Here is a 13,614-nt window from a genome sequence, read left to right as displayed (position 1 = left end):
TGACCAACCCGATGACCAGACTGACCCTCCCCGCGGCACCCGTCCGCGAAATCCTGGAACGCGCCTTCGCAGAGGATGCGCCCAGCGGAGACATCACCTCGCAGCTGCTGATCCCTGCCGACGCGAAGGCCAGTGCGGTGCTCAACGCCCGGGTGCCCGGCGTCTTCAGCGGCGGGACCGTCTTCCGGGACGCCATGGAACTGATCGATCCGCACACCGTCGTGGACCTCCTGGTGCCCGACGGAGCCACGTTCGACGCCGGGACGCACCTCGCCAGGGTCAGCGGCAACGCCCGCTCGGTGCTCCTGGCCGAGCGCGTGGCGTTGAACCTGGTCCAGCGGATGAGTGCCATTGCCACCAGGACCGCTGAATTCGTCAGGCTCGTGGAAGGCACTGCCTCCCGTATCACCGATACCCGCAAGACCACGCCCGGGCTGCGCGTGCTGGAACGGTATGCGGTGCGATGCGGCGGGGGAGCGAACCACCGCTACAGCCTGTCCGACGCCGTCCTGGCCAAAGACAACCACCTGGCAGTGATGACCGGCGGGGATTCCGCCAGACTTACCGCGCTCCTGGCTGCCGCAAAGGCGCAGTTGGGCCACACCACGCACTTCGAAGTGGAGGTCGATAGCGCGGAACAGATCGAACCCGTGCTTGCCGCCGGCGTGGACACCATCATGCTGGACAACTTCTCCCTGACTGCGCTCCGGGCGGGTGTGCAGCAGGTGGCCGGCCGTGCAGTAGTGGAAGCCAGCGGGAACGTAAGCCTGGAGACTGTGGCGGCTATCGCCGCAACCGGCGTCGACGTCATCTCGATCGGCGCCCTGACCCATAGTGTGGCCGCGCTGGACCTGGGGCTGGACGTGGAGCTTGTTGTCGACGCCGCCGAACCGATGGTGGCAGTCGCAGGGGCAATTGCCGGCACGGGGGACTGAGCGCCGTGATTTTCCTGGACGCCGCTGCCACCACCCCCGTCCGCCGCGAGGTGATTGAGGCCATGTGGCCGTACCTGACCGGCGAGTTCGGCAATCCATCCAGCCATCACACACTGGGCGAGGCTGCGGCCGCCGCGCTCGGAGAGGCCCGGAAAACCACGGCAGACTTCCTGGGCTGCCGGAGCAGCGAGATTACGTTCACCTCCGGCGGGACGGAGGCGGACAACCTGGCCGTCAAGGGCATCGCGCTGGCCAGGCAGGCTGCCGATCCCACCCTGGACAGGGTGGTCATCAGCGCGGTGGAACATCCCGCCGTGGAGGAATCCGCCCGCTTCCTGGAGAGGTTCCACGGTTTCCACGTGGACGTGGTAGGTGTGGACCGGCACGGCCTGGTGACTGTCGAAGCCCTGGAACGGGTTCTCCGGCCGGAGACGGCGCTGGTGAGCATTATGTACGCCAACAACGAGGTGGGCAGTGTCCAGCCCATCCGGGAGCTCGCCGGCATCGCACGCGGGCACGGGGTTCCGTTCCACAGCGATGCTGTGCAGGCAGCGGGCTCGGTCCCCCTCGACGTCAAGGGCCTGGGTGTTGATGCCTTGAGCCTGTCCGGTCACAAGCTGGGTGCGCCCAAAGGCTGCGGCGTACTGTTTGTCCGCGGCCGGCTGGGCCTGGAGCCGCTGATCCACGGCGGCGGCCAGGAACGCGGCCGGCGCTCGGGCACAGAGAATGTTGCCGGGGCGGTGGGCGTTGCCGCGGCGCTGAGCCTGGCCGGTACCGGCGTGGACATCGCAGCCAAAGCGGCCGGACTCGCGGAACGGCGGGATGGTTTTATTGCCCAGGTGCAGGCCGGCCTGCCGGAAGCCCTGCCCACCGGCCACCCCGTCAGCCGCCTGCCCGGACTTGCCTCATTCTGTTTCCCGGGCACCAGCGGCGAGTCCCTGCTGCTGGAACTGGAACGCGCCGGGGTGGTGTGTTCCAGCGGTTCCGCCTGCGCCGCGGGTTCCGATGCACCGTCGCCGGTCCTGCTTGCCATGGGTATCAGCCGTGAGGTGGCGCAGACAGCCGTGCGTTTCAGCTTCGATGCCACCACAACAACTGCGGAACTTTCGACGGCGGCACATGCGGTAGTTGCCGCCGTCGGACGTGTCCGGGGACTGGGTGTCCCTACCTGACGTCAGGCTGTAGCCACCAGCTCGCCGGCGGGGATTTCGACTGCCAGCCGGTTCGCAGGGCCCGGCAACGGGCACGCCCACGCTTCGTTGTACGCACAGGACGGGTTGTAGGCGAAATTGAAGTCCAGCACGAAGCTGGCGTCCGGCCCTGAACCGCGGACGCCGTGGAAGGCGCCCTTGATGGTGTCGATGAGGTACCTGCCCCCGCCGTAGCTGCCGCCCGCCTGGCCCGCAGTGGCGTCACGGAACGGGACAAAGATCCCGCCGCCGTAGCCCCGGACCTTCCAGACGGCCAGCTGGCCCATCTCCGGGAGATCGAAGGTGCCCAACCGGACGAAAGGAACAGCACCGTCTGTTCCTGTCTCCACGGTCATCTCCCGCCCGGCGCCTTCCAGCGTCAGCGGCACATGGAACCGGTAGATGGGATCGTAGTGGGCGGTCCTGAGGCCGGAAAACTCGGTCTTGTCCTTGGCCGACAGTGCCGAGGCCGGGTGGGTGGCGAACATGCGGTCGCGTTCGTGCCGCCAGTAGCTGTGCGCTTCTGCGGGATCCGCGGCAGCCAGCGTGCGCACTCTGTCGTACAGGGCAAAGGTCCGCAGCCGCCAGTCGGCAATATCCAGGGCAGACATACCCGGAACTGTCTCGTCGACTGCGACGCCGTGCTCTTCCGTCATGCTCCCACCCTAGCGCCGGAATGACCAAAGAATGTCCCCGGCGGGCGGGCCGGCGCGATTAGGCTGAATCCATGAACTGGACAATATCCACCAGCTCGGCCACCTGCCGGAGGGCACCTGCCACGCGATCGGCTGCCGCACTTGCCGCCGTCGCCGTCCTCGTACTTCTTTCAGGATGCAGTAACGACGGCGGCGGGCAGCCTTCGTGGACCGCGCAGCCCGATGCCACCGGCACCGCCTCAAGCCAGCCGCCGTCGTCGGCTTCTGAAGGGCCAACGGGCACGACGGAGACACCCGGCCCTTCGGCAAGTACCGGAACCTCTGACACTCCTACGGCAGCGGCATGGAAGACATATACCGATCCCGGGCGGAAGGTGAGCTTCGATCTGCCGGCTGACTGGATCGCGCAGTCGGTGCCGCCGGATGCCGGTGCGCTTCCTGGTGCTTTGAAGGTGGAGGTCAAGACAGCGGACGGTACGGTACTGGCCACCTTGAAAACCGGCCTGCCGGAAACTCCTGCTCCGGAATGCCCGGACCCGGAACGGAAACCCTACATTGTGCTCAGCAGCGACCCGGTGGAACTCCCGTCCAGCGATGCGGCAGCCATCGACCCGCGGGTGGTGTTCCGGGTCATCCAGGGGTACCGGTACTTCGGCTCGTACGGGATAACCAACATGGCCGGCGGAGCGGACGGAAGCGCCTGCACCCTGGTAAACGTGGTCAGTGGCCCGGCGGGCACGGGCAATTACTCCTTCGGCGACATGGACACCTTCAAGGCCTTTGCCCCGGATGAAAAGGTAGCTCCCGCCAAGGCGTTCGACACCTTGGACCAGGCCGAAAAGTACGTCAGCCAGGGGAGCGAATTTGCCAACGTGCAGCGGATGCTAATGTCGCTGGTGATCAACACCTAGCCCCCTTCGGAGATTCATGGAACGCTCTGTTTCAACAAGCCTTGTTTTCAGCACCATCGCAGACACGAAAATTGCGCTGGCAGTCGCTGCTGCGCGCAACCCGGGCTATACCTCGTTCTCGGAAGTGCTTACAGTCAGGGCGAATGAAACAGAGGTGCCGGTCCAGGAGATTACGGATGACCATGGTGGCAGAATCCATTATCTCGAGATAGCGGAACCAGCTGAGGTGACCGTTGACTACTCAGCAACTCTTGCCGGTCAGGCAATGCCAGCGGAGGTTATGGCGGTGGACCTCATCCGCTACGTCCGGCCCAGCCGGTATGCGGAGTCGGACCGGATTCTGCCTACCGCCTACGCCGAACTCGGCGCCCTCACGGGCAAGGACCTCATCCTGGGCGTCCGTGACTGGGTGGCGAACGAACTGGCGTATGTCAGCGGTTCATCACGCGTGACGGACGGCGCAGTGGAAACCCTGCTGCACCGCCGGGGCGTGTGCCGTGACTTCGCGCACCTGGCTATCGCCCTGCTGCGGGCACGGGACGTTCCGGCCAGGCTGACCGCTGTATACGCCCCGGGGCTGACGCCCATGGACTTCCACGCCGTCGCCGAGGCCCATGTGGACGGGCAATGGCACGTCATCGACCCAACCGGCCTTGCTCCCCGTGCGTCCATGGTCCGGATCTCAGTTGGCCGTGACGCCGCTGACACCGCCTTCCTCTCCACGGTGGGCGGGCGGCTCACCCTGAAGAAGATGCAGGTGACAGCGGTGGTCAACGGCGACCTGCCCGTGGAGGACTACTCCCGCCTGGAGGTACTGGGCTGATACCTAGCGGGTCTTGATGGAGTCCCGCAGCTTGTCCGTCAGGCGTTTGAGCTCGCGCTGCTCCGCCGTAGTCAGGGCAGGTTTCACGATTCCCGCAATGTCCCGCACGTGGCTGAGGCCGACTTCCCTCTGCAACGCCCTGCCGGCCTCGGTCAGCGACAGGAGGACACCGCGGCCGTCTTCGGGGGCGGTGGTCCGCTCTACCAGCCCGCGCTTCTCCAGCCGCTCCACCATCCTGCTGAGACTGGACTGGCTCAGCAGGACGTGGTGGTTGAGCTCATTGAGCCGAAGCCAGCCGGACGGACACTGCGAGAGCGTGAACAGCACGTCGTATTCGTTCACCGGGATGGTCTTGAAAGCCGCCCCGGCCTGCAGTTGGCGCATGACCGCCACCTGGGCCCGGAACAGCGATTCCCATGTCTCGGCAGCCAGCCGGGTAGCCGATTCCTGAGGTCCGGTACCCACTAGGAATCCGTTCCGGCTGCCTGGGTTGCGGGTGCAGTTTCCTGTGCCTGGTCCTGGCGCGCCAGCAGCGCAGCTACGCGTCCGGCATGGGTCGGCGGGTCCGGCACATGTGCCGGCTTCTTTGCGGCGTATTCCTTGCGGAGGACGGGCAGCACTTCCTCGCCAAACAGGTCCAGTTGCTCCAGCACCGTCTTCAGCGGAAGTCCGGCATGGTCAATCAGGAACAGCTGGCGCTGGTAGTCACCGAAGAACTCGCGGAAGGTAAGGGTCTTTTCAATGACTTCCTGCGGGCTTCCGACGGTCAGCGGCGTCTGCGAGGTGAAATCCTCCAACGACGGTCCGTGGCCATACACCGGCGCGTTGTCGAAGTAGGGCCGGAACTCCTTGACGGCGTCCTGGGAGTTCCTGCGCATGAAGAACTGGCCGCCCAGGCCTACAATCGCCTGGTCTGCCTTGCCGTGGCCGTAGTGCTCATAGCGCTCGCGGTAAAGGCCGATCAGCTGCTGGTAGTGCTCCTTGGGCCAGAAGATGTTGTTAGCGAAGAAGCCGTCCCCGTAGTAGGCAGCCACTTCGGCGATCTGTGGCGTCCGGATGGAGCCGTGCCACACAAAGGGGGCGACGCCGTCCAACGGCCGGGGCGTGGAGGTGAAGTTCTGCAGCGGGGTGCGGAACTTGCCGGACCAGCTGACGGTGTCTTCGTCCCAGAGGCGGCGGAGCAGGCTGTAGTTTTCGATAGCCAGTTCGATACCGTCCTGGATGTTCTTGCCGAACCAGGGGTAGACGGGGGCGGTGTTGCCGCGTCCCAGGACCAGGTCAACCCGGCCGTCAGCCAGGTGCTGCAGCATGGCGAAGTCCTCGGCAATCTTCACAGGATCATTGGTGGTGATCAGCGTGGTGGCCGTGGAGAGGGTGATGCGCTCGGTCTGGGCGGCAATGTAGGCAAGGGTTGTGGTGGGTGAGGAGGAGAAGAACGGCCGATTGTGGTGCTCACCGATGGCGTAGACATCCATGCCGATCTCTTCGACTTTTTTGGCGATTGCCACGGAGGCCTTGATGCGTTCGTTCTCTGTGGGGATGCGGCCCGTGGTGGGGTCCGTGGTGATGTCGCTGACACTGAATACGCCGATTTGCATGATTTGCCTCCCGTTATGTGGCTGTGGCTTGCTTCCACTCTACACCAATATAGATGCATTTGCATCTATTGCCCGGTGTAAGCTCCGGGACGGAAGATATTCCCCCTGTCAGTGCTGGGCGCGGCGGCCGGTGGTCTTGGGAATCATGCCGGTGGTCCAGTCCGCGGATTCAGGGCTATCCCGTGAACCGTTGGTGGACGGTACCTGCTGCAGGTCGGCCAGGAGCTCACGGCGTTCCCTTCGGCCCTCCACCAGCCGGTACAGCACGGGCACCAGCACCAGGGTCAGGGCAGTGGAGGAAACCAACCCACCGATGACGACGACGGCCAGTGGTTGGGAGATGAAGCCGCCGCCGCCTGTCAGCCCCAAGGCCATTGGCGTCAGTGCAAACACCGTTGCCAGGGCTGTCATGAGGATAGGCCGAAGCCGCTGGCGCGCACCGTGGCGGATCGCCTCGGCGACGTTCATGGCGGCGCGGCCTTCATGGGGCAAGCGATACTGGTTGATCAGGTCGATCAGGACGATCGCATTAGTCACCACGATCCCCACCAGCATCAACATGCCGATCAGGGACGGCAAGCCCAGCGGGACTCCGCTGATCAGAAGCATCGCCACGGCGCCGGTGGCTGCAAACGGAACGGAAACAAGCAGGATGAGCGGCTGGATCAGCGATTTGAACGTCGCCACCATAATCACGTAGACAATGGCGATAGCTGCCAGCAACGCGAGCCCCAGTTGCTGGAAAGACTCCGCCTGCGCGGTGGTGGCGCCGCCGATTTCCGCGGTCATTCCCGCGGGGAGCCTGACGCCGTCAAGGCGTTCCTGGACGGCGGCACTCACGGCGCCAAGATTGGAGCCCGACGGCGTCAACGACACTTTGGCGGTGCGCTGGCCATTGGTGGAGGTAACGGAGACGGGCACCGCCACCTGCTCCACTGCGGCGATGGAAGCGAGAGTCCCTGCCCCGCCGGGCAGCGGCAGGTTGCGGACCCCGTCGATGCTGGTGAAGTCAGTGCCCCGGCCAATGCGCACCGGGAAATCGGTGGTATTAAAACGGACGGTTCCTGCCGGAAGCGGGCTGATGGTGGAAGCCAGTATCCCGGCTACCTGTTCCTCGTTCAGCCCTGCCGCAGTGGCTTTGGCCCGGTCGATCCGGACCTGCACCACGTCCTGGCTTGCCGCCAGGTTGCTGGCCACCTCGGTGGTTCCGGGCACCCCGGTCATGGCGCTGACCATTGCGTCACTGGCCTGCTGCAGGTCCGCGGACGTGGCAGCCTTGAGCGTGATGTCGACTGTGTTGGAGGCGCCGAAGCCACCCTGCTGGGTGCCCACGGTGATCTTGCCGGCCCCGGACAGCGCGGTCAGCTGATTCCACACCGTGTCCTGAAGCTCCGCCTGATCAGCTTGCTCGTCAGTGACTATCGTGAACGTGGAGTTGGACGCTCCAGTCGACGTGAGAGCGGCAAAGCCCGTCTGCGCATTGCCGGAGGTCACTTGTACGGTTTCTACACCGTCGATCCCGCGCAGTACCTCCTCCACCCGGATCGCCTGGGCATTGGTGTCGGCCAAACTGGTACCGCCAGGAAGCACCTGGCGGACGGTGAGGCTGTTCTGGCCGGACTGGCCCAAGAGATCGGTAGGCAGCAGCGGCGTCATGGCAGCGGTGGCACCCAGTACCAGGCCGGCCGCCACCAGCGTCCAGACAGGATGCTTCTGCGTCTTGGCGAGGATGGGAAGGTAGCCGCGTTGAAGGAAGCTCTTCTCCTCTGCGGCCTCCGCCCGCCGGCGCGCCTCAGCGGCCGCCTCACGGACTTCAGCCGCCGAAAGCCCTGTCTGCGCAGGTGTCTTCAGAAACCAGTAGGCCAGCACCGGCACGATCGTGAGTGAGACCAGGAGCGAGGCCAGCAGTGCCATGGTTACGGTCAGGGCGAAAGGCCGGAACAGCTCACCAGACAGCTCGCCCACGAAGGCAATAGGAAGGAAAACGGCCACGGTTGTCAGGGTGGACGCAGTGATGGCGCCCGCCACCTCGCGGATTGCCGTCAGGATCGCCGGGACTTTGTCCTCGCCGTAGTTCAGGTGCCGCTTGATGTTCTCAATCACCACGATTGAGTCGTCCACCACCCGTCCGATGGCAATGGTCAGGGCTCCGAGGGTGAGGATGTTCAGTGAGTAGCCGGTAGCGGCCAGGCCGATGAAAGTGATGAGCAGGGACAGCGGGATGGAAACCGCCGTAACCAGCGTGGAGCGCGCGGACATCAGGAAAACCAGGATGACGGCCACGGCGAAGCCCAGCCCCAGCAGCCCTTCGGTGGTGAGGTCCTTGATGGACTTCTCAATGAACGGCGCCTGGTCGAACACGGCGGTGAACCTGGCATTGGAACCGAGCTCGGCCTCCAGCTCCGGCAGGATGCCGTTGACAGCATGCGAGATTCCTACGGTGTCGCCGTCTGGCTTTTTGGTCACTGACACAGCGAGCGTTTCTTCGCCGTTCGTGCGGGTAATCGAGGTGCGTTCATCGTCCTTGACGGCGGTGTCGGCAACGGAACCGATGGTGGTGGGCTGGTTGGTGCCGGCCAGCGGCAGGGCCTGGATTGCCTCGAGCGAATCGACCGGGCTGCCGATCTGCAAGGAGAGCGTCCTGCCCTGGTCCTCAATGGTGCCGGCAGGAATCAGATCGCCGTTGTTCGCCAGGGCATCGTTGATGGCGCTCAGGGTGGCACCGCGGGCCGCCATGGCGTCGGCGCGGGGAAGGATCTCCACGTGTTGGGTGGCCCCGCCCGTTACATCGGCGCTGCGGACGCCGTCGAGCTTCTGGAGGCGGGGAACGCTCAACCGCTGCAGGTCAGCGTTTAGCTCGCTGAGCGGCTTGTCCGAGGAGACGGCCAGGAACACAATGGGGAAGTCGCTGATGCTGCCGGCTACTGCCTGCGGTTCCACGTCCCCGGGCAGGATCCGTTTGGCATTGGAGATGGCGCGGTCGATCTGGTTGCGGGCGCGGTCCAGGTTGGTCCCGTACCGGAAGACGAGGCTGACCTGGGAGACACCGCTCCTCGAAGTTGACGACGTCGATTCGAGCCCCTCAACGCTGTTAAGCGCCGTCTCCAGCGGGGTGCTGACCTGTTTATCCACCACTTCGGGCGATGCGCCGGGCATAGAGGACAACACGGTCACCTGCGGGAACTCGATGGAAGGGATGAGTTCCTGTTTCAACGATGACATGGTGATCACGCCGAAAACCGACGCGAAAACAGTAACCAGCGCGATCAGTGCCCGGTTGGCCAGTGAAAGTTGTGCCAGGCGGAACATCCCGCGACTCCTGTGGTTTTGCGATGCGTGGAAATGGACCCCGCCGGGCGGCCGGCGGATCAGCGGGCCGTTGAAATGCTTTCCAGCTCGAGGGTGTCAGCAGTGTACTTCTCAATCTTCGCGGCGAGCTCAGGGTTTTCATCGAGCTTCACCCCGTAGCCGGGCATCATGTCCTTCAGCTTGCCCTGCCAGCCCTTGAAGTTCTTGGGGAAGGACTTTTGCAGCAGCTCTATCATGATGGGAACAGCCGTGGATGCTCCGGGGGAGGCGCCCAGCAGTGCGCCGATGCTGCCGTCCCGGCCAGCGATGACCTCGGTGCCGAACTGCAGCACACCGCCCTTTTTGGGATCCTTCTTGATGATCTGGACCCGCTGGCCGGCGGTGATGAGCTCCCAGTCCGTTTCCTTGGCCTCCGGGTAGTACTCGCGGAGGGACTCCACTTTGTCCGAATGGCTCTTCGCCACCTCCTTGATGAGGTAAGTGGTGAGGTCCATGTTGTCTTTGCCCACCGCCAGCATGGGGATGATGTTGTGCGGACGGATGGACAACGGGAGGTCAAGGTAGGAGCCGCGCTTGAGGAAGTTGGTGGAGAATCCCGCGTAGGGGCCGAACAGGAGTGACCGCTTACCCTTCACATAGCGGGTGTCCAGGTGCGGAACGGACATGGGCGGCGCACCAACAGAGGCCTGGCCGTAAACCTTGGCGCTGTGCTGGGCGGCAAGCGACTCATCCGTGCAGCGGAAGAACTGGCCGGAAACCGGGAACCCGCCGAAGCCCTTGCCCTCCGGAATCCCGGAAGCCTGCAGGAGGTGGAGGGCTCCGCCGCCGGCGCCGACAAAAACAAACTTGGCATGAATGGAGCCGCGTTCGCCGGAAGCGGGGTGCTTCAATGACAGGTCCCAGCCGCCGTCGGAGGCCTTGCGGATCCCGGTGACCGTGTGTCCGTAGTTGACCTCAACACCGTTGGCGCCGAGGTATCCGGTGAGTTCGCGGGTCAACGCCCCGAAGTCGACGTCGGTGCCTTCCGGAGCATACGTGGCGGCCACGCTCTGCTTGGGGTCGCGGCCCTTGACGATCAGCGGAGCCCATTTCCCGATCTGGCCCTGTTCCTCGGAGTACTCCATGCTGCGGAACAGCGTGTGCGGCTTCAAGGCTTCATAGCGCCGCTTCAGGAACGCGCTGTGCTCGTTGCCGATGACGAAGCTCATGTGCGGAACGGTGTTGATAAAGCCTTTGGGGGAGCCGATCAGGGAGTTCTTCACCAGGTGTGACCAGAACTGGCGGGAGAGCTGGAACTGTTCGTTGATGAGCAGCGCCTTGGTGGGGTCCACCGAGCCGTCTTTGGCTGCGGGGGAGTAATTCAGTTCACAGAGAGCCGCGTGGCCGGTACCTGCGTTGTTCCAGGGATCCGAGCTCTCCAGTCCGGCCTGGTCCAGCTTTTCGAAGAGGGAAATGTTCCAGTCCGGCTCAAGCTGCTTAATAAACGCACCGAGGGTGGCACTCATGATTCCGCCGCCGATCAGGACGACGTCGGTGCGTTTGGTTTTGGATATGAAAGTCACAATCAGTCTCCGATAGCGGCGGCGGCTCTGGCTGTCACAGAATATCCCCGCCACGCCTACATACTGAAATTGGTCAGCTCCGTCAAGGCTTCAGGCGAACCATTGTGAAAACTTCATTCAGCACCGGCGAAGCGGGGTATTGGAGCACCCGGTCGGACAATGCCAGAGCGGAGATGGGGAAGGCAATGGGGACGGCCGGGATGGCGGCAGCGACTTCCTTATTGATGGTGTGATAAAGCTCATCCCGCTCGTCGCTCTCCGGAAGCCCGCGGGCCCGGTTGATCTTGGCAATCACCTGCGGGTCCTGGAAGCCGAATTCACCGGTCTTTGAACCAAACAGCGGGCCAACAAAATTGTCAGCGTCCGAATAGGATCCGTTCCAGCCCAACAGGTGCAACGCGTGATCGCCCGGTGTGGTGATTTTCTGGAGATAACCGTCCGCCCAGTCGACCGGCACCGGTTTGATATTGAACCCGACGGCGGTCAGTTGGCGGCTCAGCTCCGCGTACACCTTTTCCGGGGTGGGAAGGTAGGTGCGGGTGGCGTTGAGGGGGTAGTAGAACTTAAGCTCTTCGCCCTTGTAACCGGCCTCAGCCAGCAGTTTGCGCGCGTCCTCCGGGTTATAGCCCAGCGAAGGCGCGTTGTTGTTGAAGCCGCTGATCTTGGGCGGCACGAACTGCGTGGCCGGGGCGGTGTTGTCGATGAAGAACTCCCGGATGAGGGTTTCCTTGTCGATTGCCATTTCCACGGCCTGGCGGATCTTAATGTCCTTCAGCAGCGGCACTTCCTGGTTCAACCCCAAGTACATGACGGAGAAGGGATCGCGCTGGACTATCTGCATGCCGCGCCTGATCAATTGGTCGAAGTTCCCTACGGTGACGCCGTCAAAACCGTCAATCCTTCCGTCCAGCAGGGCTTGCAGCCGGGTCTCGGGATGGTCGTATGTGACAAAGCGGATGGTCCCGATTTCGCCCCTGTCCGCCCAGTACCCGGGGTTGCTGAGAAGGGTTATCCCGGTGTCATCCCATGTGGACAGCGTAAAGGGGCCGGTCCCGATCGGCTTCGATGCGTATACGGAAAGGGGCTGGCCTGCGCGCATTTGATCAAGGACATCGGCCCGGCCTGCTTCGAGCGCGGCGGGGGAGGAGATGGCGAAGGCGGGCAGGGTCAGGGCCTGCAGGAAGCCCGTGAAGCGTTGGGTGAGCTCGATCCGGACGATGTTCGCCGCCACCGCTGTGCAGGACTTGAAGATTGAGAGCTCCGGCTGGTCGGCATGGGCCTTGAAGACGCTCTTGAAGGAACTACCAGGTGTCTGGGAGCGAAGTTCCTCAGGGAAATTGAACCAGCGGTTGAAATTGACGCACACAGCGTCGGCGTTAAAGGGGGTTCCGTCATGGAAGGTGACACCGTCCCGCAGCGTGAAGGTGTAGGCACGGCCGCCATCCGATTCTTCCCACTCCGTGGCGAGCAGCGGGGTGGGATTGCCGGTGGTCTGGTCTACGCCCACCAGTCCCTCGAGGATTTGCCGGGACACGCGGTAGGACTCGAGGTCGCTGTTCAGGGCCGGGTCCAGGCCCAGGGGCCCTGAGGCGGTACCGAAGGTAAAAAGTGCCTGGGGCTCTACGGGGGTGCTGGGACTGCCTGTGGACGTGGACGTGGATGGTGATGGTGCGGGATTTCCGGTGCAGGATGTGACTGCCAAGGCCAGCAACGCGGTGCCGGAAGCAATGACTGCTCGTCGGGAAGGACTGCTGGGCACTCGTTTTCACCTCTGGCTGCTGGCCGGCGCCACTGACTGCGGACTCGGAACAGTCTAATTGACAGCCCGGCTGATTTTCCTGCGAAAAGGAACACCCCCGGCCCGCCGGACCGGGGGTGTGGAAGTGCGCAAGGGGGGACTTGAACCCCCACGCCCGAAGGCACAGGAACCTAAATCCTGCGTGTCTGCCAATTTCACCACTCGCGCCTGCACCGCTCCGAGGCCATGAAGGCCCGGGCGCTGATGCCAGCATTCATTGTACCTGTCGCTGTGTCCACTGATCGCTGTGTCCACTGGGCGGTATCCGTGAAAGGAGTCAGTCCAGCTTCAAGTCCCGCCGGAGCTTGGCAACGTGGCCTGTGGCGCGCACGTTGTACTGCGCCAGGACGATTTGGCCGTCCGGGTCAATGACGAACGTGGAACGGATGAGTCCCTGGTAGGTCTTTCCATAGTTCTTCTTCTCACCCCATGCTCCGTAGGCTTCCGCCACCGCATGGTCGGCGTCGGAGAGGAGTGGAAAGGTCAGGCCCTCTTTATCGGCGAAATTGGCCAGTTTAGGCACCGGATCCGGCGATATTCCCAGGACGTTATAGCCGGCGGCCTGCAGGGATGCCAGGGAGTCGCGGAAGTCGCATGCCTGCTTGGTGCATCCCGGCGTAGACGCCGCGGGGTAGAAGTACAGCACGGTGCTGCGGCCTGTTTCGCCGGGCTGGGACTGCAGTGAGACGTTGGCGCCAGTGGAATCAGGGAGGGTGAAGTCCGGTGCCGCAGTTCCTGGCGAGAGTCTGTTAACCAAGTTTGTACTCCTTGTTGGCTTGTTGAACAGCTCAGCTTAGTAAGATCGCCCGCACCGAAACGAATCTCGGCTTGG

11 protein-coding genes and 1 tRNA gene are annotated in these 13,614 nt (G+C 63.8%); 4 read left to right on the top strand and 8 right to left on the bottom strand.

Annotation, left to right across the window (positions count from 1 at the left end; all coding sequences use genetic code 11):
* Window positions 1-11: 11 nt before the first annotated feature.
* Complete coding sequence (nadC, locus tag AC50X5_RS01860; RefSeq protein ID WP_494975203.1) at window positions 12-935, top strand: carboxylating nicotinate-nucleotide diphosphorylase; 924 nt, start codon at window positions 12-14, stop codon at window positions 933-935.
* A gap of 5 nt (window positions 936-940) precedes the next feature.
* Window positions 941-2,107: a cysteine desulfurase family protein gene (locus tag AC50X5_RS01855; protein WP_494974471.1), complete on the top strand. Its 1,167-nt coding sequence runs from the start codon at window positions 941-943 to the stop codon at window positions 2,105-2,107.
* Between the two features lie 2 nt (window positions 2,108-2,109).
* On the opposite strand, the gene AC50X5_RS01850 is transcribed toward AC50X5_RS01855, so the two are convergent.
* Window positions 2,110-2,781, bottom strand: coding sequence for a DUF1684 domain-containing protein (locus tag AC50X5_RS01850; RefSeq protein ID WP_494974470.1), 672 nt, complete (start codon window positions 2,779-2,781; stop codon window positions 2,110-2,112).
* A 71-nt stretch (window positions 2,782-2,852) separates the two neighbouring features.
* On the opposite strand from AC50X5_RS01850, the gene AC50X5_RS01845 reads away from it, so the two are divergent.
* Window positions 2,853-3,692, top strand: a complete 840-nt coding sequence (locus AC50X5_RS01845) for a hypothetical protein (protein ID WP_494974469.1) — start codon at window positions 2,853-2,855, stop codon at window positions 3,690-3,692.
* A gap of 16 nt (window positions 3,693-3,708) precedes the next feature.
* Window positions 3,709-4,515, top strand: coding sequence for a transglutaminase-like domain-containing protein (locus AC50X5_RS01840; protein WP_494974468.1), 807 nt, complete (start codon window positions 3,709-3,711; stop codon window positions 4,513-4,515).
* Window positions 4,516-4,518: 3 nt separating this feature from the next.
* Here the strand turns inward: AC50X5_RS01840 and AC50X5_RS01835 are convergent, their stop codons facing one another.
* From AC50X5_RS01835 to bcp, 7 genes are all read right to left on the bottom strand, one after another.
* Window positions 4,519-4,980: a MarR family winged helix-turn-helix transcriptional regulator gene (locus AC50X5_RS01835; protein WP_494974467.1), complete on the bottom strand. Its 462-nt coding sequence runs from the start codon at window positions 4,978-4,980 to the stop codon at window positions 4,519-4,521.
* Window positions 4,980-6,113 (bottom strand): LLM class flavin-dependent oxidoreductase, encoded by a 1,134-nt coding sequence (locus AC50X5_RS01830; RefSeq protein ID WP_494974466.1) that lies wholly within the window; start codon window positions 6,111-6,113, stop codon window positions 4,980-4,982. Before AC50X5_RS01830 ends, AC50X5_RS01835 begins: the two co-directional genes overlap by 1 nt.
* Window positions 6,114-6,221: 108 nt before the next feature.
* Entirely contained in the window at window positions 6,222-9,422 is a 3,201-nt protein-coding gene (locus AC50X5_RS01825; RefSeq protein ID WP_494974465.1) for an efflux RND transporter permease subunit, read from the bottom strand.
* Between the two features lie 59 nt (window positions 9,423-9,481).
* The gene (locus AC50X5_RS01820) at window positions 9,482-10,984 is read right to left on the bottom strand and encodes a malate:quinone oxidoreductase (protein WP_494974464.1); all 1,503 of its coding nucleotides are present in this window, start codon (window positions 10,982-10,984) and stop codon (window positions 9,482-9,484) included.
* A gap of 82 nt (window positions 10,985-11,066) precedes the next feature.
* The gene (locus AC50X5_RS01815; RefSeq protein WP_494974463.1) at window positions 11,067-12,743 is read right to left on the bottom strand and encodes an ABC transporter substrate-binding protein; all 1,677 of its coding nucleotides are present in this window, start codon (window positions 12,741-12,743) and stop codon (window positions 11,067-11,069) included.
* Between the two features lie 125 nt (window positions 12,744-12,868).
* Window positions 12,869-12,950: transfer RNA gene (locus AC50X5_RS01810), tRNA-Leu, on the bottom strand.
* A gap of 109 nt (window positions 12,951-13,059) precedes the next feature.
* Window positions 13,060-13,539, bottom strand: coding sequence for a thioredoxin-dependent thiol peroxidase (gene bcp / locus AC50X5_RS01805; protein WP_494974462.1), 480 nt, complete (start codon window positions 13,537-13,539; stop codon window positions 13,060-13,062).
* Between the last annotated feature and the right edge of the window lie 75 nt (window positions 13,540-13,614).

The sequence above is a fragment of the Pseudarthrobacter sp. MDT1-40-2 genome, from assembly GCF_059383595.1.
The sequence above is the reverse complement of the archived record's forward strand: the minus strand, read 5'-3'. Positions and strand labels throughout refer to the sequence as shown.